A 20,177-nucleotide genomic window follows, 5' to 3' on the forward strand; every position below is an offset into this window, starting at 1 on the left:
CGCCTTCCAGCCAATTTTTTGATCCATATTTTTAATCGACTTTAATGTCAGAACGGCGAAAGGTAACGTCCCTGTAGAGCACTTCTCTAACTAAGCTCTTCGAAAACTTATAATTCAAAACGGAGTTTAAACCCGTCCCTGGTGCCTCACCCAGCTTCGCCATCCATGGCGAATCGTTCACACGATAGGAGCGTTGCTCCTAAAAGCCTCGGGCTCACCCCTGTCTGGACATCTGACAAGCCAATTTAAAAGATGGAAAATTGGAGTCGTGGAAAAGCCAAAGCATGCGCTGCGCGCACTAAAATCTGAGATGCTCGGGGTGACTTGAGTCGGGAAAAAAAAGCAGCGACAGCGTCGCCAACAGAAATGGCTACGCCACTAAGGAAGCTGCGTTTTCGAGCTCGGGTTGAAACGATTTAACATGAGGGCCCTGTTAACTCGCCACCTTTTAAACTCGTAAGGTGAAAGAATTGAGTAACTTTACCTGTCTTATGTTTTCCAATATAAAACCTACTTCTTAGAAGTTCTCATCTATTGGATGTATGCAAAGCTACTACGCCCATAAAGCGCTTTTTTAAGGTGTTATATCACGATAACAGCTCTGTATATCACTGTGATTTCGTAGGTTTCATATTGTAAATGAAGCATCTTGCTTCAAAAACCTACCCCGTATAGATCACCTAACAATGTTAGCGATTTGCACACTGATAATAGCATCGATGATAATAGCATCGATACGTTATGTATCAGGCGGGTAACAAGATACGGTCATTCGCTACTCATTTGTGGTGAGCCATCAAACAGACAAGGCTAATCTAGTGACATAAAGCTATGAGAAGGCGTTAAATTTAAAATGATAAGAGGTACACAATGGAGTTTACGAACAAACGCACCATGCTAATTACAGCATCTTTAGTATTATTGGTGGCGATAACACAGATTATTTATACTACCCTTTATGTTGCTGAAGTTGGCTTTTCAAGGCAAGTTTTATGGGGGCTAGAAGCATTAATATTTACTGTTCTTGTTGCTTTTGCCGGTGCATCTATGGTGCAGGCAAAAAACTGTCAACTAGGATGGTCGGCTATTGCATTTAGTGCTGCGATTAACATTGTGCAGGTGAGTATAGGTCTGACTTTGTTTTCAACATTTGGCAAAGTTGCGGGTAGCGTAGAAGGGGCACAACCGTTAATTGGTGGCGTGGTGGCTTTGTCTTTCATGATTTACTATGCCGCGAAAGTATTATTGGGCTTAGCAGCACTTGTTTTTGGTATGGCAAGTATCGCTAAAGGCGGCAAAGTGATAGGCGGCGTTACAGCGTTAGCGGGTGTAGTTGCCATGTTTGCTAATGGCATATTAATTACCTTTAGCCGTGATGGCTTTCTTCCCTCAGGCGTTGCTGGTGGTTCAGGTGTAGTAGCAACGTTACTTTTAGCGATATGCTTGATAAGTCTTTACCGTAAGGAAGATTAAGGCTTACTGCCTAACCACTAAAAGTCTTTTTAAAGAAACAATAAACATCGGTACATAGCGTATGTGCCGATGTTTTTGTATGTAGTAAATTATGTGGCGTCAAACCAGAGCCGTTTAAGTATTAGGCAAAGGAATTTCAGACACCCCGGCCCTTATTTGTGGCCTTCGGCCACGAAGCACATCTTCGCTGCATACACACTGTGCGTGCCAAGCAATCGCGTTGCTCACTCAGATTACGCTGCGCGTAGGGCATGCGCTGTGCGCACCAAGCAATCGCGTTGCTCACTATGCGCTTTGCTTATTTATGGCCTTCGGCCACACAGCACAGCTTCGCTGTTCACACACTGCGTGTGCTAAGCATTCGCGTTGCTCACTGGCGTCCATGCCTTTTTTCAAACGAAATCCATTTCGTCCAACTGACTTTTCTTCAACAGCTAAGAAAAGTAAGCAAAAGAAGCCGCTCTCCAGCAAGTCACTTTTCTCGGCAACTGCTCCCTGCGTTGCTCTACCTTCCAACATCCATGTTGGTCGCCTGCGCTTCTCGCCTAACACTGGCCGTGAAAACGCGTTCCCGACGCGGCTTTCACTTAAATGACATCCATGTCATTAATCCAGAGTGAGTCTTCAATGCTCGGGGTGACTTGAGTCGGTGGAAAAAGAAAAAAAGCAACGGCTACGCCGCTAAGAAAGCGGCGTTTTCAAGTGCGGATTTAAAATGAATTAACATGGCTGTCCTGTTAATTCGCCTTGCAGCCATAACCTCTCACTAAGGGGCAATAAGTGGTTTGTTATATTTTGGTACTGGAATACGTTGAGATTAGGAATAGTGCCATTGAACCTGCTAAATTTACAGCCAGCTCTGCATGACGAGCTTGCGGTTTTACTGGTAATTTACCTTGTCCGTGAGCGTCGCCCAGTTTATTTCTAAGTGTTCCGAGACCATTAACGATACCAGAGCACCCCCCAAGAATCTGTTTGAATATTTGTTCAGTATGCTGTTCGGGGGCTAGGTTTAATTCTTTAGCCGTCATCTTGTAAAGTTCAGACAATTCAATTGAAGAAGAGTTATAGCTGATTCCTTTATCATCAAGAATGTGCTTACAAACACTTTCTAACATTGACCTTGAGATAGTAATTGCCCCCTCAGGATCTGATGCTTTTCGTTCAAGAGCCTTTGCCCACGAGAAATGAATACTCTCTGAATCGAAATTACTTAGAACTTCATCAATAGTTTTCTTTGCTGGATGGTCTAAGCCGCTTTCGACAAATTCTAATATAGGATTAAAAGCATCCCATATGAAGCGCCTACGCTCTGCGTAACTAGGAAACTTTGCCTTTATAAACTCCCAGAACTGAGACAAGTTTCTGTTTGTCTTTATCCAACGAGGCATCATCTCCGAAACAACCGGAGAATCTAATATTTCCTGTCTGATGATTTGATAGTGCCCATCATTTGCATCACCACCGGTAGCTTTGGCAACTAGTAAGTTCTGAAGGTACTCGACTTTATCTAGCTGGTTTTCTAAATGCTCTAGTCCTTGCAAAATAAAAACTTCCTATTAACAATATAACGCTACTCTGACAGTAGAGTATCCATTTTCTTTTTTAAAAAGTGATTCAATAGCTTTTGACCACCATCAAATATGGTTTTAAATGGCATATCTTTGAATTCGGATTTTAGTTTATCAAATACTTCTTTGTTATTAAGAGTGGCGGCAAAGTCATGTCCTTTTTGGCTGAGCCTCATAGGGACATCAATGATGTATCTGTTACTATTATTACTGCCTATTCCAAGAGATTCGAGGTTATAACACTCTTGTTTTTCATTTGTAATAAGATCATTATCGATGCAAAGCTGCATATGAAAAATGAAGTTCTCATTCAGGTTATCTTCAATACCAACTTCAACACCAGATTCAATGAGATCTTCATAAGTAATATGTGCACTTTCTGATTCTAGAAATGCCGAAAAAAGGGACTTGTAAAACTCTAGGTCAACTTTCACCGAAACTCTCCATGTTTGTATAACGCTCAAAACCGCGTCGCATCTACGCGTCCGACTGATTTTTTTTGTTAGCATTCTTTTTCATTATGACGTTTTCAACAAGATACCGCTTCAATACACCTTTCGCGGATGTAACTCTTCTCGCATGAAACTCAATTTTACCTTCACCTTCACCACCTTGAGCATAATGCATAGACCAAGTGACTCTTTTGCGCATTGTTTCTGTAGCTTTGTCAGGCACTTTAAAAGACACTGTACGCCCTTTCTGATCTTCGTAAAATCTACCGATACCAGAAAGAATATTATACTTTGTAACGTTTCCATAAATTCCAGTTATAACTTGATTTTCGGTTTTGATTGATACGCTTTTTAGAGTTTCCGAATTCATGTCAATAACATTACCAACTCGTGGCCTTGCTACTGTAATGGTTATATCTGGATTATTTTTTATTGGCCGATGTGCTTCTTCTAGGGCTGACTCTAAAACTTCCTCAATATCGCTTATGAATGGCTCTACACGTTCCCCTAATTTTCTTACGGTAGATGTTTCAGGTTCGAATACCTGATCTAAAGTTTTTGACCAAGTCCATTTCAAAATATCCCAAAATGCAGCAGCCACAACACTAGCGCCGATAGCTTCTTTGTTATCAATAAATAAAGTCAATACTTGCTCATAGCTTCCCTTCTGAGGAGGACTAACAAATATTTTTGCACCTGTTGCTCTATTGCCCTTTCTTTTTACATCCCCATCGTTCAATAACGCATGAGTAGTAATTGCTATAGCTCGCGCAAAACCATGAAGAGAAACAGAGGCATCATACATATCAAGTCTGTGTAAATCTGCATCCCCGCCATTGTAGGATAATTTTATTTGTATTGATTTCATAACTTCCTTTTACTTCGAAATTTCACTGAAGAATGCTAACAATATTAATATTTTGCAAAATTCCGTGCTTGCATCCGCGTATTAATCACGGCATGTTTCCGCCTTTCCCTATGTGTCTTTTTTAGCATACACCGTAACTTGTTGTACAGGTTAAATTTTTTCCAACTTTATGTTTTTCTTTGCACATAAATAAGCGAAGCGCATGCTTTGGCTTTTCCACGACTCCAATTTTCCATCTTTTTAATTGGCTTGTCAGATGTCCAGACATGGACGTCTGGACAAGGCGAAGCGCTTTACATGGATGTTTCCTTTCGCCGCTCTGGCATTGAAGCCAATCAAAAATATGGATCAAAAAATTGGCTGGAGATCGGCCTTTCTTGGTGACTTATTTTGGCTGTTGAAAAGAAGTTACTGGCTCGTAGGGACGAGAGTCATACTCGTCATGGATGACGATAAGCGAAGCGCATGGTGAGCAACGCGAATGCTTGGTGTGCGCAGCACATAAGTGAGCGAAGCGATTGCTTAGCACACGCAGTGTGTAAACAGCGAAGCTGTGCTGTGTGGCCGAAGGCCATAAATAAGCGCAGCGCATAAGTAAGCAACGCGCATGCTCAGTGCGCACAGCGCATAAGTAAGCAACGCGCATGCTCAGTGCGCACAGCGCATAAATAAGCGACGCGCATACTCAGTGCGCACAGCGCATAAATAAACGAAGTGCATGCTCCTTAAAAACAAAACCCCCTGGGTATAATTGTTTATTCATAATAAAAATAGATGCTGAGGCTTCAAGTTGTAACCACCCGGTAACCGCATTGTTACTGACTTGTAAACAATTTAGTGTTTAGTCTGATGCCCAGTGAGCCCTTTCACGCCCATTGCTGATGCTTGAGCGGATAATATTTAGTCGGCATACTCGATTTTCCTATTAGCCAATACTCTTTTGAGAATGTTCTATGAATGCGGAAACACGCAGTTATCGACGCTATGTCCTGTTTATTCTTACCTTGGTTTATATCTTCAATTTTGTTGATCGCCAAATTTTGGTCATCCTGCAAGAGCCGATTAAAGCGGAGCTGGGGTTATCTGATACCCAGCTAGGTCTATTAACTGGTTTTGCGTTTGCTTTGTTCTATGTGGTGGTGGGTATTCCTATCGCTCGCTGGGCTGATGTGGGTAATCGGCGCAATATTGTCAGCTTAGCCCTAGTCGTATGGAGCGGTATGACCGCGGTATCAGGCTTGGCGCAAAACTATACCCAATTACTACTGGCCCGCATTGGGGTCGGCATTGGCGAAGCTGGTGCGAGCCCGCCTTCTCATTCAATGATTTCAGATTACTATGCGCCTGAAGAGCGTGGTGCGGCCATGTCTATTTACAGCATGGGCTTGTATCTGGGGATTTTGGTGGGCTTGCTGTTAGGCGGCTGGTTGGCAGATAAAATCGGATGGCGTATGGCGTTTTTTGCCGTGGGCTTGCCCGGTATATTAATGGCCGTTGTCGTGCGCTTAACCTTAAAAGAGCCCCCCCGAGGCGGTTCAGGCATGGTCTCTGACCCGAATGTGGGCGAAAAATACACCTTTAAGCAAACGTTGGGGTTCTTGTGGAAGTCTAAACCGTTTCGTAAAGCGGCCTTTGCTGCCGGTTTCTGTGCGTTTACCGGTTACTCTACCTTAACCTTTATCCCTTCGTTCTTAATTCGTAGTCACGGTATGAGCATCGCGGAAGTGGGCGTTTCTCTTGGTCTTATTATTGGTTTCTCTGGCGTCATTGGCGCCCTCAGCGGCGGTTTTCTAGCTGACAAATTCGGCAAGATGAATTTGCGTTGGTACATGTGGGTCCCTGCCATTGGCGTGCTGCTTTCTGTGCCCTTTAGTCTACTGGCATTGAGCCTGGACTCGTTGACCTTGGTGTTGGTGTGCATCTTTATCAGCAATGTATTTGGCTCTTGTTACCTTGGCCCAACGATTGCGATTTCCCATCATTTGGTCAAACCGTCGATGCGTGCAACAACCTCGGCAATTTTGTTCTTTATTCTCAACATTGTCGGTTTGGGTTGTGGCCCTGTTGTCACTGGCGTAGTCAGCGACTATTTTGCCCCTGAATACGGTAGTGAATCACTGCGTTATGCATTGGTTTTCTCTAGTTTGGTGATTTTGCTGGCAGTAGTGCAATACATTCGCAGCGGCTCCGCGTTATCAGCCCATGAAGCGGCTAAACCATCGCCGAAGGAACCTGCTTCAGTTTAAATGCTAGCCCCTGTGGCTAGCGCAAAAAGTGCGCTAGCCAAGGGCATTGGCCTTGCGATATGGCCCTTGGTAATCAAATAATCGTTCGGTGACTTGCCAGTGGTGTTTTTGCTTTTTGGCGATCACAAAGTCAGGTGTTGGTAGATAGGGCAAAAACGGTTGCAACTCTTCAATGGATTCGAAATGAATTGACTGGGTGGCGCTGGCTAATCTTCGGGCGAATACATCATTAAAGCGTTGTCGCGCTTTTGTATAATTGAAGCGAAAGGTTTCTGATAGTGTTAGACCATCTTCATCGTGGTAGGTGATTTTTATGCTCTTGTCCGCCTGGTTGATCACAGGTGTTATGGCGGCGCAGCGTAGCACTTTATTATTATATAAATTTAACGCCTTTCTTAATATGTCGTCAGGGTCGATGAGCTTCTCATTGCAGTGATGGCATTGTCTGGCAGCAATGTCGTTCTCCTGATTGCAATAGGGGCAGTGTTTAAAGCGAAAGCGATAGCTGCATTGCAATGTGAGTTGTGGGCCATCGACGGTGTTTGGGCTATCAAGGGTGTCAGGGCTTTCAATCAAGCCTTGGCAGCGGCGACCAAAATGCTCAAGTATGTGACCCTCTGCGTCTTTTCTCCCCCAAAATGCATTAGCAAAACCACATTGTGGGCAATGTACTTGCACGGCAACAGAATCTGGCGTGGGCTTTTTTTCGCCAATTTCAGGCTGAAAAATATCGTAACCATTATTGGTGTAATCCAACACTAAGCAGTCCTTTTTGCCTGGGCTTAGGCGCAAGCCGCGCCCGACAATTTGTTGAAATAAACTGATCGATTGTGTGGGCCGCAAAATGGCAATCACGTCTACGTGGGGCGCATCAAAGCCTGTGGTTAATACAGATACATTCACTAAGTACTTAATGTGTTTAGCTTTAAAGGCAGCGATGAGCGTGTCTCGTTGCTTTATTTTTGTGGTGCCGGTGATTAAGGCGGTTTGCTGTGGGGGTAAATAACCGCAAATTTCTTTTGCGTGATCGATAGTGGCGGCAAAAATCATGACGCCTTGGCGGTCCTGACTAAGCTGTAGTATTTGCTCGGTCACGGCCTTAGTCACTCTCGGGTGTTTACCAATGAGTTCATTTAAGGCGATATCATCGGTATTTTGCTCGCCGTCCAAACTTTCTGTTAGCAAACTAAAATCATAATGAGCAACGGCGGCATCATAATGAATGGGCGGCGTTAAATAATGGTTTTTGACCATGTATTGCAAAGGAAGCTCAAAAATACATTTTTTGAAAAAAGATTGGGCTGCGGGCCGTGTATAACCATGGTAGTGATGCTGATAAATCCAACCACTGCCTAACCGGTAAGGAGTAGCGGTTAAGCCAAGCATTTTTACCTTTGGATTTAAACGGCGAAAATGTTCCAGGGTTTTATTGTACTGAGCGCTGTCTTCTAGCCCTACTCGGTGACATTCATCAATAATCATTAAGCTAGCAGGAGCGTCAAAAGCCTCTAAGTTTGCAGACAGCGACTGAATACTAGCGAAGGTCGTTTTTAGGTTGCTGTCTTTTTGGCCTAAGCCAGCTGAAAAGAGTCCTGCCGGCGAGCCGGTAGCAAGAAACTTAGCGTGATTTTGCTCCACTAACTCTTTGACATGAGCAAGGCAGATAACACGGCCTTTTGCTAATCGACTCAACTCGGCAATAACCAAACTTTTGCCTGCCCCCGTCGGCAATACAATCACGGCGGGGTCATCGCTTTGCCGAAAATGCGCTAGGGCGGCATCAACCGCTTGCGTTTGGTAATCACGTAATATGAATGCTTGGCTCATCAAATTTGAAAATCGAGTCTAGGTTGCGATGGATCCTATCAAAAATAAAGAAGGTGCGGCGCATGGTTTATGCTTTATCAGTGACCTAAGCAGCCAGACGCCATCCAGCGACATACCGGCGGCGTCGCCACATCCGCTAAGCAGTTTTCGATTTCACACAATACAGCGCCTCGTGTCCAGCTCACATCTTTTGTAGTGGTTTGAGCTGGCGAAATATTAAGGGTCTGCAAATATTTATCTAAATAAATCGGGATAAAACAGGCTGTTTGCGCTTTATAGCATGCATGACTTTTATTGAAACAGCATTGGTTGATGTCTGTTTCTTTTTTATAGTTAAATGCTCCGGTTAACGTCCATTTAGGGATGTTTTTCTGAGGTTCCGGTAGTGTATTCGTTGCTCCTTTTGACCTTGTTGTCCCTTTTTTTCTAGGCAATGAGTAATTATATGGGTCTTTTATCTCTGAGCGAGTACCGTCAATAGTAAGTAAAATATCATCAGCACAATCCGCGACACTCCACTCTTTTTGCGCTGCCCCTATCCCAAAAGCACAATTTTTAGGCACAGGATCAATAACCGGAGAGGTCAGTGACTTAGGGGCTTCATCTTGACCCAAGCCCAGATAAGAATAACTGTATATCTGTATGGGTTTGCCATTTAACCTCACTTTCTTAACCGCATCATCAGCAAGTGAGCAATCTGGGCACGCAAACGTCACCTGTGATGAGGCGCCGCCCATATCAACAATCCCAAAATCGGTTGCGATATATGTGTCTTGCACACTTAACCAAGCAAACAATCCCTCTTCGAATCCAGTGACTGTTTTCGTTTCAATTAACACCTCTGAGCCAAATTTTTCAGCTAACTTTTGCGTTAAGGTTTGCCACATGATGAGGCTACCTTCGGGATTGGATTGTTCCGCAATGCGCATACCAGCCGTGGCATATATTCTTGCTGATACAACATTACATTGATTCACCCAGTCGAATCCTACCCATCGGGGTTTTCCTTTATGTAGGTCGCCATCACTTTTGATTAAATCTAATGTACTGATAACGTCACTCACAATGCTATCGATATCCGTCACTTGGCTTTCGTTAATGCCGCGCAATGGGTCGGCAATAGCCCGCACTTTTGGGCCACTATGGGCAATTAAATTTGTACCTGATTCTTCGTATACAAACAAACGCGTGCCGCTACTACCGGCATCGTAGATGATGTGACAGATATTTTTTGGGGAGGCCATTGGCATATTGAAGCAGCTACTCAAAGCCAAAAGACTCAGTGCGAACAGCGCGGCCTTGGATATTACATGATGCAAAAAATAATCCTCTTACCAATAAGGTTTTTATATGAAGTATCAGAAGCGCTGAGCTAGATGTTGTATGGCGCTTTGTTAGTGCGCCGCGCTATTACGTTCTTTTATTGCGCGACATCGTAAAACAGAGGAATTTTACAGGTTGTTGAAAAGTAATCTAGATAGGCGCCTACTTTTGGCGGTATTGTTAGCCCTTTAATTAAGGTGATGCCCCGTAATCGGCCAAATAAAGTTATATCGTCAATAGAAAGCTGCTCATTCACACCTGTTTCGCTGTGTAACATGGGCGCCAACTCCCCTAACTTATCTTCAAATGCTTTGATGAGTGATTTGCTATTGGCCAATGCCTCAGCAAAAGAGCCAAGTTCCTTGTTTTTTTTGTGAGTGAAATAATCTATCGCACTTTGTGTTTGAAACTCCTTCACTGGTGAGGTTACCCACCTTGGGTAAAGTAGTTGCTTCATTAATAAGTTGACGTCTTTCAACCAAGCCGATAGGTCTGCTCGATTCGCTGAAGGTGAAAATATCGGGCTGCCGTCAAGTTGGTCAATATAGCTGACTATATCCATGCTTTCAGGCATAAAGCTACCATCAGGCTTTTTCAAAATTGGGCATGCTTTAACGCCTATCATGGCTATCGGTGTTGCTTCATCGTCGCTAGGTAACACGGTTAGTTCAACAGATATATTTTTCATAGCAAAAGGCATACGTGCCATAACACAGTATGGGCAATGGTCGTAAATATATAAGTGCATAATCGACATAATAAAATGATTCCTTAAGTCTAAATGAGCTGACATTATCCTGAACTCCAGCATAAGACAAATCGACAATGCGAAAGGCGTTTTTTGCTGCTCATGTCCGAAATTAAACGCTAATTTGTGTGTTCAGGGATTAATTAGGTTTGATTTTTGTAAGCCCATTGTCAGCAAGGGCTTTTTTGTGATAGAAAAATACTGGGTGATACATCTTATGAGTATCGCCTTTTTGGGTGTACTGCGCATTTTGAAACGTTTCAAAAGTGATTCTCGCCTCTTTAATTTCACTATCATTTGTCTATCAAATTTTAACTATCGGGAACAATCAATGAAGTTTCATATACTCGCCTTCGGGGTGTTATCCGTCAGCCTTTGGGGTTGTAGTTCAGCGGAGAACCAAACAGAATTAAAAGCAGCACTGCCTCAACAGCAGGCCATGGTGGTCACTGCTAACCCCCACGCTACAGCCGCAGGATTAGAAGTATTGCGCGCTGGTGGTTCAGCGGTCGACGCGGCTATCGCCATTGAATCAGTATTGAGTCTTGTTGAGCCGCAAAGCTCTGGCTTAGCTGGCGGTGCATTTATGGTGCATTACGACAACGAAACAAAATCAATCGCAGTTTACGATGGCCGTGAGAGTGCACCAAGTGGTGCTAAGCCTGATATGTTCATGCTCGAAAACGGCGATTCAATGTCGTATATCGATGCTAAAACTAGCGGCTTATCCACCGGCGTACCTGGCATCGTCGCCATGTTATCCATGGCCCATAAAGACCAAGGTACCTTAGAATGGAGTAGCTTGTTCAGCTATGCCAGTAAACTCGCTACCGATGGTTTTGAAATATCTCCTCGATTGCACGGCATGCTCGAACGATTTGGTAAATATATCCCCAGCTCCCGTGACCAAGGCCCGTTAGATGCGCACAATTATTTTTTTGATGACGCCGGCCAGCCTCATCCAACGGGTTATTTATTAAAAAACCCTGAGTACGCGAAAACACTAGCGATCATCGCTAATGACCCAAGCGACTTTTACCACGGTGATATTGCTAAAAAGATTGCTGCCATGGTGCAGCAGCAGCCAAGAGCGGGCTCGTTAACGGCTGAAGATATCGCAGCTTATCAGCCGGTTAAGCGCACCGCGTTGTGTCAGGATTACCGTGATACGCAAATTTGTGGCGCACCGCCACCGTCTTCATGGTTGGCTGTAGGCATGATCATGGGTATTTTAGAAAACGGCCCGCGCCCGAGTGCTGCCGGCCCCACAGATCCGAAAAATTGGGCTGTTTTGGCTCAAGCTCAACAGTTGGCCTATGCCGACAGAGACCAATTTATTGCCGACCCTAACTTTATCGATATGCCCATAACCGGCATGTTGAATAAAGCGTATTTGGCAAAACGAGCCACCTTGATCTCTGATAAGGCAACCCCTGAGACTTACGCAGTAGGCGACCCTTGGGCGTATAACGACACACCCAGAAATACAACAGCCGGTATTGACGCGACCCGAGATGTGCACGGCACGACCCACTTTGTCATTGTGGATACTAAAGGCGATGTGGTGTCTATGACGGCAACCGTTGAAAGTATCTTCGGTACCACGCGCATGGTAGGCGGTATGTTTTTAAACAATCAGTTAACGGATTTCTCGTTTCAGCACCATGATAAGAACGGCAATGCTATCGTCAATGCTGTAGCGGCAAATAAACGCCCGCGCTCATCTATGTCACCTTCCATCGTGCTGGACAAGAACGGCGAGTTTTTGTTAGCAACCGGCTCTCCTGGCGGCAACAACATTATCGCTTACACAGTGAAAACCTTGGTTGGCGTGTTCGAGTGGGACCTAAGTCCACAAGCCGCAGTTGACTTACCAAACATGGTTGCCAGAGGCAAAACCGTGCGTTTAGAAAAAGACGTTGCGCCCGATTCACTCATCTCAGCGATGAAAGACATGGGCTTCGATGTTGATGCATCAAAAGGTGAGAATTCAGGTTTAAGTGTGATTATGCGCCAGCCTGATGGCAGCCTAGAAGGTGCAGCAGATAAGCGCAGAGAAGGCGTAATCGGCTCACTCTAAAACGAGTAAGCAGAACTTTCATATAAAAAACGGCGGCCAATTTGAGCCGCCGTTTTCGTTTAACGCTTTCAAGCTTCGCATGCCATTAGCTGCTCTAGCCCCAAACACAGAAGTCTAGTCAGGTTAGCTTTTTAGATAGGAAGTGATGTTATCTATCATGGTATGGATTCCAATCCGGCCGTGCGCTTGACCGTCAACGGTTTACAATGTTGGAGGTGAATTGTTCTACGTTGGAGCTGGCTCGCTCACTAATCGTGATGGCAAGCCAGCTCACACAAGGAATAAAAAAGGAGTCACCGAAAAGCGGCAGAGGAATATTGCCTTAGGTGAGTTGAGTGACTCCTAAAAAACTGTTTTTAAGCCAAATTGACTAGGCTAACGATGCGCATTATCAGTGGCACCGATGCGGGCTTAGAGCCTGTTATGCCCACTGCAGCACCTGCAGCAAATGCCCCTACAGGTGTTAGTGGCAATCTACAAAATTCTTTGGTCGCACTAGCAACCTGTTCCTTTCGCGCTAAAATCATCTGCTGATTTTCAAACGCATCTGACGTTGCTCTTTCAACATCGGTTAACCGTCGACCTAATAAGAGTCGGCTGATAGAGTGACCAAAATTACTGTCAGTTGACATCATCTGCCTCCTTGAGCGTCCCTATCTAGGTCGCGATTAATGCTGAAAATGGTGCTTAGTATTCATACTTTGAGCCGCTTTACTGTCATCTGACTTAGCCTTTGAAGCCTTCGTGCCTGACAATGTCAATGCGTCCCATGCCCGGGATAAACTCACGTGCTTAAGCAGCGCTTTAATGGTCATTACTATGCCAAAGGCTACCGCGGCATTGAGTAGAATCACGCCGCTGCCCACCCACACCCAATGCACATTGAGTTGGATAAGCCCCAGCGCCAACATAGCGTTTAAAGTGATCCACAAAGTTGCACTGACTGCCGTTAGTAGCAGCACACCAATCAACACCAACACCATGGCTCGGGCGGAGAGTTTCCACTCACGCCCGGCTAAGGTCTTGGCTAACGATAGCTGTCGCTGGTAGCGTTTGCCTGCATCCGTAGCGGCCCCGATAATTTCCTTTATAAGTTCACCGTGCTGTTGGCTGTCTTCTTCAGCAGTGCGAGGCTTATCCGGGTTAGGCATGTCCATTCGCTTAGCGCTTACGCAACAGCGAAGTGATTAGCATACCGGCGGTAAACGCAATGCCTACGGTGGCAATTGGGTTTTCAGTAGCGAATTTACGCACTTGTGAACCGTTCCACTGCTTGACCATTTTCTCTTGCGCTTCACCCAGAGATTCTGCAGAGCGCTGCGCTGTGTCACGCACAGAACGTTCCGCTTTAGACGCTTTATCTGCTACTGCATCTACAGAGTCGTGCAATGCTTCTTGCGCTTTTTTCGAAACTGGCGAATCCGTTTTTGAGTTAGTATTCGCTGTCGTTGTTTTTGCATTTTCCATGATTTTCCCCTTACGTTGTTAGGTCGTTTAACCGAGTGGCTAAGTTCACACCTTTGGGTTTAGGTTAACGTTTTGCGCTGTGCCTAAATCCAATGAGAAGGTTCTCGCAAATGCATAGGTGTTTATTTGCATCCTTGACCAGGTAAAAGCAATGGCTGTGCCAGCGCGGTAAATAATAAGAAAAACCATATATGCCAATGAGTTACAATAAATGGTGCATCACCAGCGCAGCCGCGCCTTTCAGAACTGTGGGAAATTATTGCATCGGGTGTGCAATTCTTACGGGGGCTGGAAGTAGAGAGGTTTATTTACCTAAAAATGGCTAAAATTGACATGAAATGCCTGCTTTTACAGACACTCCGTTAACCACCCAAACCTTTAGTACAAAAACTAACCAGTAGAGATATCATTATTGAGGGAGTTTTTGCTTTTTAAATCCGTTTTCGTTCTTGGATTGGCTGCCACCCGTGAGCGCAATACGCATAGCAGTTTCTACGTCTATATCCAGTGGGGTTACTTTAGTTTTGTCTATATATAAGGTATAGCCACCTATTTGGTAACTAAGAGGAATGTAAACGCCGACTTTTTGCGCATCGTTAAATAAGGTTTTTCCACCTTCGGCATTGGTCACAAAACCAATTAAATCAATACTGTCGCTAATTTGTACCGACACAACGCTTTGCATCTTTTGTTGCTTACCCACATTGATTAGGTTTACGGCATCTTGAATGGCGCCATAAAAAGTTTTTACTAATGGAATGCGCTCGAAAACACGCTCGCCCCAATGCAGTAGTACTTTAACCACATAAGCGTTGACTAATAACCCTGCAAAAAACAACAACACGATGCCTGTCACTAACCCCATACCTGGGAAGTACCATTGAGCAGGTATGATCGGCGTTAACGCCAACTCCACGGTTGTTACCAGCCAATACAATGCATAAACAGTCAACGTAATAGGCACCACAGCTAACAAGCCTTGGACGACCAGTAGCATAATTTTTTTGAGCATAAGTGGGTCTCGAGAAGAAAATGAAGCAGCCTAGGGTAATATAAAAGCTGCATGCGTTATTTGATTTACTTAAATTTTATCACGTTTTTAAAGTGGATAGAGGATCAACCACCAATTGCATTTCGAGGTAATAATACCCATCCGCATTAATAAGTGCCCGTCTCAGAATGCGTCCAGCGGTTTTTATTAAGGCGTCGCTATGTCGTAATGGTTGTCCCCTTTCAAATAGTGAGAACGCAGAGCAAAGTCGCTGGGGCATTCCCTCATGATTTATCGGCTCAAGGCTGTGTATTGGCTCAAGGCTGTTTATCAGCTCAAGGCTGCTTTTAAGCTTAGGGCGACTTATAAGCTTAGGGCTGATTTTGAGCTTAGGGCTGCTTTTAAGCTTAGGGCTATTGAACGAACTTCTTAATGATGCCAGCCATCCGATCTTTGACATCCATCAAGGTCAGGTTATCTTCGTCGCACGATTGGGCATGCTCACCATTGAGTTTCGCTATTTGGCTTAGCTCATTCAAATGGCGCAGTATGTCTTGTGTCACGATGCTTTGTTGGGCAATCGCCTCAACGATATGTTGATTCACTGCTGCAATATCTTCAATTGCGTTGGTCACTCCTTTCAAATTTCCATCGGCTTCAAGCACCTTATCAACACTGAATTTTGTTTGGTCTTGCCCTTGGCTAATCGCATTTACCGCATCACTGGTGCCTTGTTGCACATTTGCGATCATCTGCTGAATTTCTTCTGTAGATTGCTGAGTTTTAGCCGCAAGTGTACGGACCTCATCGGCCACGACAGCGAAGCCACGACCATGCTCCCCGGCTCGTGCTGCTTCTATGGCAGCATTGAGTGCTAATAAGTTGGTTTGCTCAGCAATGCCTTGAATAACGTCTAATACGGTACCTATTTTTCGCGCGTCTTCGTTTAACGCTGAAATCACTTTTGCGGTGTCTTCAATCTGCTTAGACGAGCCAGAAATGGTCTCAATGGTTTGCTGCATAACATCAATACTGGTGACCGCTGAGCGACTCGCTGTTGTCGCTGAATCTGCGGCATGATGAACATGCTGCTCAATAACTTGCGCCACTTGCGACAGTTGATCCACCGCTTGTTGAACACTGGCCGTGCCGTGATTTTGCTCCGTAACCCCCTGGCTGATGGCGCCAGCGCTGTCGACTAAACTAAAACAGACTCTGTCTAAATCTTGTTGTGTTGCGCCAAGCCCTGAATGGATCTCTAACAGGTCTACGCGCAGTGTTTCTACTGACTGAGCCATTTGGCCAATTTCATCTTGGCGTTCAAACATTAAAGGAGATGCAAGCCGGCCTTGACTAACATCATGAATATGCTCACTTAATTTACGTAAAGGCGAAGTCACTAGTGCTTTTAAACTCCACAACAGTAGGGCGAAGCCAAGCACTATGGTTGAAATTAAACTGACACTTCCCCACCATAAAGAGCGCCTAACTTGGCTATTCTTGGATTGGTTTTGCGATATTACTTGGCTGCTTATTTGCGCACTGAGGGTTTCAAGCAATTTAGTCGGTGCTCGGTCAATACCTGCCACAGCTTTATCGCCAACGTATGGGTCATAACCTGCATTAATAAAGGCTTGATAGCCCAGCTGGTATTTGTCGTATAGGGTTGAATGCACTGAAGCAAAGTCGTTTAGCTGCTCGCGCACTTGTGGACTGACATCTATGCTCTTTAAGGTATTCAGCTGCTGCTCAATTTCTTTGTGCCGTGCACTGAAGCTATTCCAATATTTTTCACGTTTTTGGCTATCTTTCCCCCTCAGAAGTACGTTTTTCCACTCTTGCACTTGTCGTTTAAAAGTGAGATTCACCGTATCAATTAACAGCGCTGCTTTTACTTCTCGCTCCAGTAAGTCACTATATTGATCTACATGAGAACTAAGATTGTTGATAGTCAGTGCAGCGATAAGGCCGAGTACAGCCACAAAAACCATCAATACACCCATTACTTTTGAACTGAGTTTTTTTATATTAACCAACGTCTTGCCCTGTTTTTATAGCCAAAGGTTATTCCACTTAGTCTATGCTTATTCAATATTATTATTGTTTGCGCTGAGTTTACCCCAGTACAAACTATTTTCATCTTTCACTATATATCGTCATTATTAATGATTTGATGAGTGCGTAAATTCCATCACACGCTCCCGCTAAAACTCAGGGCTTTCATCAATCCATTTAAGGTGCGCCAATGGATACCCCAAAAACCACTTGGCTCTGTCTAATACGATGCGGGTTTTAATGTGTTTGATCGACAATTCAGGGTTATCACTTAATTCGGTGCACGCTGCGTTGAGCGCTTTAATATCCGGGAAACAACTCAAAGAAATATAATCCACGTCACCACTGAGCTGCATGCAATCCATAATGTGAGGCATGTTCTCGATGACGGCGGCGAAGCGTCTGCGAGTGGCAGCAGTGTTATTGTCAAAGGTGAATTCAATATAGGCCAACACATGCTCACATAACTGATCTAAGTTCACGTCAGCATGAGCAGCTCTAAAATAGCCGGCATCTTTGAGAGCCTTCACTCTTTGAAAACAGGCACTTGGCGATAAGTTAACGATTTCTGATAACTCTATATTGGTTAAATCAGCTTGCAGATGCAGTGTTGCTAGAATTTTTCGGTTGTAACTATCGATTTTAATCGTTTTTTTCATTTCACTACCTGATGGTTGCCTTTTATCCTGGCTGATAAAGGCTGTTCAAACAAAATCTAGCGTTTATGGTCAAGGGTTCAAAAAATAATGCCTGAAACGAGCACGCACAACAAAATATTATTTTGTTCCAATTGTGGAAACTTAAACGACTCAAAATTTGAGCAGCGTTGGAACGGCTCAATATAAAAAATGAACTCCCACTGAGGCGTTAATATGCACAAAAAAGTAAAGCCCTTCATGCAATCTACCCTTGCCCTATGCGTTAGTCTATCGCTTGTTCCCCATGCTTACGCTCAAGTTACTGACACCCGCGCCTCGATACAAGCTCAAACAAATGATCTAGAAATTATCTCTATTTCTGCTCGTGGTCGAACAGAGTCCATTCAATCGGTGCCTGATTCAGTTACCGCGTTTTCATCCGATATGATACAAAGCGCACGAATTGCTAATTTCAGAGATGTAGCAAACCTAACACCTAACCTAACGCAGTTAGATAATTTCCGCCCTGGTCTATCGCGCATCACTATTCGTGGCTTGATCACACCTCAAGTGGGCGATCCCCCTCTTGCTTTCGTGGTGGATGGCGTCACCGCATCTGATATTGAATTTATCAACCAAGATTTAGTAGACGTTGAGCGCATTGAAGTGATGCGCGGCGCCCAAGGTGCTTTATATGGTCGCGGAGCCGTGGGCGGTGCAGTGTTAATCACCACAAAACAACCCATTGAAGACTTAGAAGGCAGTGTGAAAGGGTCCTACAGTAATGGGAATGCCTATCATCTAAGCGGTGTATTATCCGGTTCGTTGAACGAAGAAGACAGCGCCTACTTTAGAGTAGGCGGTTATACCAAAAGCAGTGACGGCTTAATCGATAACGCGTTTTTAGACGAGGAGGCCGATGCCTTAGTTGAGGACTCAGTCTTTGGACAATTGCAATTTGATATTTTCGATGACACCCGCTTAAACATTAAAAGCAGATACACCACCAGCACGGCTGGATTTGCGTATTATCAAGGTGTGACCGCTGACACCATCGAAGATTTTTCCATCGACACCTCGCAAAACATAGCAAACCGCGACGAGCGCGATGTGTTCGAGATAAGTGCCAAACTGTCACAGGATTACACATTGGGTACCTTTGATTTCATCACAGCTTACAGTCAATCCAAGAACGATCATTTCTACGACGGCGACTACTCTGCTGATGCCACTTTTATCGATGAAGCGGACTTATTTCGCGCTCCTTTTGGCACTGCGGGTGAGTCAGACGTAGAATCATTTACGGTTGAAAGCCGCTTCACCTCGCAAAATGAGCAACGTTTACGCTGGGCGGTATCTTTGTTTTATCAAGACAGGCAACGGGACACAGTTGTGAGCTTTTTTGATGATTTTGCCGGCGACGCTCCCCGTAACCGCAGCGACTTCACTGACGAAGAGAAGTACTTAGTTATTGCCGACAACAACAGCAGCAAAGCGTGGGCTATTTCTGGCCAAGTAAACTATGACATTACCGACAAACTGGAATTGACCACTGCCTTACGTTTTGATCAAGACAAACGCGAGTCGTTTGATCCTAATTTTGCTGATGACACCTTCGCGCAAAAAACCTTTAGCCAGTCGCAGCCAAAGGTCACCCTTGCTTACCAAGCAATGCCAAATTTTTTGGTTTATTCAAGTTACTCTAAAGGCTTTCGCAGCGGTGGATTCAATGAGCCAGCAGAAGGCATAAGTCGCACATTCAACAAAGAAGTATCAGACAGCGTTGAAGCGGGCTTTAAAGCCACCTTGTTTGAAAACTCGGTGACCTTAAACGGTGCTGCGTTTGCGATCGACCAAGATGATGCGCAAGTCACCCAATTCAATGTACGCACTTTTACACTTGAAAACCTCGCCATTGAACGTGTTGAGACCCGCGGAGTTGAACTTGAACTTGGCGTGGCAGCGACACAGAACTTGGATATTCGCTTCAGCGCTGGCCTGATTGATTCTGAAATTAAAGCATTCTCACGCCAGCCTTCGCTTGAGGGAGAAACCATGGTGTGGGTGCCTGACTACAACTTAGCATTGTCGGCCAACTACCTGACTGAGCTAAATGATACTTGGTCACTCACCTCAAGCGCGTCGCTGCAAGTGGAAGGGCCTAAGTCATTCGACATTACCCAGCCGCAAATTCGTTCGTCTCAGTACCGCTTCATCAATGCCAACCTAGGATTACGCAGCGAACAATGGACAATTCAATTGTTTGTGAATAACTTAACCGATGAACGTGCGATCGAGGACATTTTTATATTAGACGATGGTGTTACAGAGTTTGCTCGCCAGCCTAATAAACCTCGCACTTACGGGATTGAAGCTGCATACCGCTTTTAGCGCAAACCTGTTTAGCATCCCTAGAGCCACAGCTAAACATTTTTAAC

General features: G+C 44.6%; 17 protein-coding genes. 4 read left to right on the top strand and 13 right to left on the bottom strand.

Annotated elements, in window-relative coordinates; genetic code table 11:
- Nucleotides 1-870 precede the first annotated feature (870 nt).
- On the top strand, nt 871-1,473 hold the full coding sequence (locus AC0L6N_RS15395; RefSeq protein ID WP_473475725.1) for a thiamine biosynthesis protein ThiC: 603 nt from the start codon (nt 871-873) through the stop codon (nt 1,471-1,473).
- A 285-nt stretch (nt 1,474-1,758) separates the two neighbouring features.
- Here AC0L6N_RS15395 and AC0L6N_RS15400 read toward each other — a convergent pair whose 3' ends face one another.
- The 4 genes from AC0L6N_RS15400 to AC0L6N_RS15415 form a co-directional block, all read right to left on the bottom strand.
- A complete protein-coding gene (locus AC0L6N_RS15400; RefSeq protein ID WP_473475728.1) occupies nt 1,759-1,992 on the bottom strand; it encodes a hypothetical protein in 234 nt (77 codons plus the stop codon).
- A 269-nt stretch (nt 1,993-2,261) separates the two neighbouring features.
- Nucleotides 2,262-3,017 (bottom strand): abortive infection family protein, encoded by a 756-nt coding sequence (locus AC0L6N_RS15405; RefSeq protein ID WP_473475730.1) that lies wholly within the window; start codon nt 3,015-3,017, stop codon nt 2,262-2,264.
- A 29-nt stretch (nt 3,018-3,046) separates the two neighbouring features.
- A complete protein-coding gene (locus AC0L6N_RS15410) occupies nt 3,047-3,478 on the bottom strand; it encodes a DUF2513 domain-containing protein (RefSeq protein WP_473475732.1) in 432 nt (143 codons plus the stop codon).
- A gap of 43 nt (nt 3,479-3,521) precedes the next feature.
- Complete coding sequence (locus AC0L6N_RS15415; RefSeq protein ID WP_473475734.1) at nt 3,522-4,364, bottom strand: DUF7946 domain-containing protein; 843 nt, start codon at nt 4,362-4,364, stop codon at nt 3,522-3,524.
- Between the two features lie 953 nt (nt 4,365-5,317).
- Here AC0L6N_RS15415 and AC0L6N_RS15420 point away from each other — a divergent pair.
- Entirely contained in the window at nt 5,318-6,610 is a 1,293-nt protein-coding gene (locus AC0L6N_RS15420; protein WP_011576185.1) for a spinster family MFS transporter, read from the top strand.
- A gap of 33 nt (nt 6,611-6,643) precedes the next feature.
- On the opposite strand, the gene radD is transcribed toward AC0L6N_RS15420, so the two are convergent.
- From radD to grxB, 3 genes are all read right to left on the bottom strand, one after another.
- On the bottom strand, nt 6,644-8,437 hold the full coding sequence (radD, locus tag AC0L6N_RS15425) for a DNA repair helicase RadD (protein ID WP_473475736.1): 1,794 nt from the start codon (nt 8,435-8,437) through the stop codon (nt 6,644-6,646).
- Between the two features lie 77 nt (nt 8,438-8,514).
- On the bottom strand, nt 8,515-9,756 hold the full coding sequence (locus tag AC0L6N_RS15430; protein WP_473475738.1) for a nucleoside phosphatase: 1,242 nt from the start codon (nt 9,754-9,756) through the stop codon (nt 8,515-8,517).
- A gap of 101 nt (nt 9,757-9,857) precedes the next feature.
- Entirely contained in the window at nt 9,858-10,517 is a 660-nt protein-coding gene (gene grxB / locus AC0L6N_RS15435) for a glutaredoxin 2 (protein ID WP_473475740.1), read from the bottom strand.
- A 322-nt stretch (nt 10,518-10,839) separates the two neighbouring features.
- Here grxB and AC0L6N_RS15440 point away from each other — a divergent pair, with 322 nt between their 5' ends.
- On the top strand, nt 10,840-12,588 hold the full coding sequence (locus AC0L6N_RS15440; protein WP_473475742.1) for a gamma-glutamyltransferase family protein: 1,749 nt from the start codon (nt 10,840-10,842) through the stop codon (nt 12,586-12,588).
- A gap of 356 nt (nt 12,589-12,944) precedes the next feature.
- Here the strand turns inward: AC0L6N_RS15440 and AC0L6N_RS15445 are convergent, their stop codons facing one another.
- The 6 genes from AC0L6N_RS15445 to AC0L6N_RS15470 form a co-directional block, all read right to left on the bottom strand.
- Nucleotides 12,945-13,223 (bottom strand): hypothetical protein, encoded by a 279-nt coding sequence (locus AC0L6N_RS15445; RefSeq protein ID WP_473475743.1) that lies wholly within the window; start codon nt 13,221-13,223, stop codon nt 12,945-12,947.
- A 33-nt stretch (nt 13,224-13,256) separates the two neighbouring features.
- On the bottom strand, nt 13,257-13,745 hold the full coding sequence (locus tag AC0L6N_RS15450) for a hypothetical protein (protein ID WP_473475745.1): 489 nt from the start codon (nt 13,743-13,745) through the stop codon (nt 13,257-13,259).
- Nucleotides 13,746-13,749: 4 nt separating this feature from the next.
- Entirely contained in the window at nt 13,750-14,055 is a 306-nt protein-coding gene (locus tag AC0L6N_RS15455) for an ElaB/YgaM/YqjD family protein (protein WP_011576192.1), read from the bottom strand.
- A 409-nt stretch (nt 14,056-14,464) separates the two neighbouring features.
- Entirely contained in the window at nt 14,465-15,067 is a 603-nt protein-coding gene (locus tag AC0L6N_RS15460; protein ID WP_011576193.1) for a DUF502 domain-containing protein, read from the bottom strand.
- 392 nt (nt 15,068-15,459) lie between these two features.
- On the bottom strand, nt 15,460-17,082 hold the full coding sequence (locus AC0L6N_RS15465) for a methyl-accepting chemotaxis protein (protein ID WP_473475747.1): 1,623 nt from the start codon (nt 17,080-17,082) through the stop codon (nt 15,460-15,462).
- Between the two features lie 168 nt (nt 17,083-17,250).
- Nucleotides 17,251-17,760, bottom strand: coding sequence for an Lrp/AsnC family transcriptional regulator (locus AC0L6N_RS15470; protein ID WP_011576195.1), 510 nt, complete (start codon nt 17,758-17,760; stop codon nt 17,251-17,253).
- A 213-nt stretch (nt 17,761-17,973) separates the two neighbouring features.
- Here AC0L6N_RS15470 and AC0L6N_RS15475 point away from each other — a divergent pair, with 213 nt between their 5' ends.
- Nucleotides 17,974-20,130, top strand: coding sequence for a TonB-dependent receptor (locus AC0L6N_RS15475; protein ID WP_473475750.1), 2,157 nt, complete (start codon nt 17,974-17,976; stop codon nt 20,128-20,130).
- Nucleotides 20,131-20,177 lie beyond the last annotated feature (47 nt).

This window comes from Paraglaciecola sp. G1-13, from assembly GCF_055809255.1.

What these genes read in the sequence shown, in the direction of transcription:
- AC0L6N_RS15440 (WP_473475742.1), top strand. Translation starts at nt 10,840, where the DNA reads ATGAAGTTTCATATACTCGCCTTCGGGGTGTTATCCGTCAGCCTTTGG.
- radD (WP_473475736.1), bottom strand. Translation starts at nt 8,437, where the DNA reads ATGAGCCAAGCATTCATATTACGTGATTACCAAACGCAAGCGGTTGAT.
- grxB (WP_473475740.1), bottom strand. Translation starts at nt 10,517, where the DNA reads ATGTCGATTATGCACTTATATATTTACGACCATTGCCCATACTGTGTT.
- AC0L6N_RS15395 (WP_473475725.1), top strand. Translation starts at nt 871, where the DNA reads ATGGAGTTTACGAACAAACGCACCATGCTAATTACAGCATCTTTAGTA.
- AC0L6N_RS15415 (WP_473475734.1), bottom strand. Translation starts at nt 4,364, where the DNA reads ATGAAATCAATACAAATAAAATTATCCTACAATGGCGGGGATGCAGAT.
- AC0L6N_RS15445 (WP_473475743.1), bottom strand. Translation starts at nt 13,223, where the DNA reads ATGATGTCAACTGACAGTAATTTTGGTCACTCTATCAGCCGACTCTTA.
- AC0L6N_RS15455 (WP_011576192.1), bottom strand. Translation starts at nt 14,055, where the DNA reads ATGGAAAATGCAAAAACAACGACAGCGAATACTAACTCAAAAACGGAT.
- AC0L6N_RS15400 (WP_473475728.1), bottom strand. Translation starts at nt 1,992, where the DNA reads ATGTTGGAAGGTAGAGCAACGCAGGGAGCAGTTGCCGAGAAAAGTGAC.
- AC0L6N_RS15475 (WP_473475750.1), top strand. Translation starts at nt 17,974, where the DNA reads ATGCACAAAAAAGTAAAGCCCTTCATGCAATCTACCCTTGCCCTATGC.
- AC0L6N_RS15420 (WP_011576185.1), top strand. Translation starts at nt 5,318, where the DNA reads ATGAATGCGGAAACACGCAGTTATCGACGCTATGTCCTGTTTATTCTT.
- AC0L6N_RS15450 (WP_473475745.1), bottom strand. Translation starts at nt 13,745, where the DNA reads ATGGACATGCCTAACCCGGATAAGCCTCGCACTGCTGAAGAAGACAGC.
- AC0L6N_RS15460 (WP_011576193.1), bottom strand. Translation starts at nt 15,067, where the DNA reads ATGCTCAAAAAAATTATGCTACTGGTCGTCCAAGGCTTGTTAGCTGTG.
- AC0L6N_RS15470 (WP_011576195.1), bottom strand. Translation starts at nt 17,760, where the DNA reads ATGAAAAAAACGATTAAAATCGATAGTTACAACCGAAAAATTCTAGCA.